General features: G+C 40.1%; 1 protein-coding gene. It reads right to left on the bottom strand.

Annotated features, from left to right (window positions below):
* Positions 1-546, bottom strand: a 546-nt coding sequence (locus tag QVP67_RS03430) for a glycosyltransferase family 4 protein (RefSeq protein WP_288179860.1), incomplete at both ends; no start/stop codon positions are given.

Raw genomic sequence — 546 nt, 5'->3', positions numbered from 1 at the left:
ATTTCCTGTATTTTTTTGGTAAGTTCTTCTACATCATTTGGCTCAACCAACCACCCGTTTACCCCTTCTTCAATTTGCATTTCGGCTCCTCCGCATCGGGTAGCCAATACAGGTTTCCCCATGGCTAATGCTTCAGCTATATTTAATCCGAAAATCTCTAAGCAGATAGTGGGATGAATTAATACATGAAAATTCTGGATAGTATTAAATATCTGTTCCGGGGTGACCTTACCATGCCATATAATGCGAGGGTCAGAAGAATATTGCGTTTTCAGTTGATGTTCGTATCTTCTTTCAGTTTTGTTTCCTGTTCCGCCGATTAGATGTAATTCGATGTGTGGGTTATTCACCAAAGAAAATGCTTGTAATAGAACATGTAGTCCTTTAACATAACAAATACGACCTACGTAGAAGAACTTTATCTTTCCGTTGATAACAGGTGGAAAGGAGGGCACGAATGCCGGTAAGGGAATGCCATGAGGAAGAATGGTGATTTTATCTTTATCCAATCCGTTACGTTGCATGGCTTCGGAAATGGCATAACAC

The sequence above is a fragment of the Bacteroides sp. CAG:633 genome (genome assembly GCF_000435115.1).
Taxonomy (GTDB): Bacteria; Bacteroidota; Bacteroidia; order Bacteroidales; family Bacteroidaceae; genus Bacteroides; species Bacteroides ndongoniae.
Note: the sequence above shows the minus strand (reverse complement) of the source record. Positions and strands in the feature narration are given on the sequence as shown.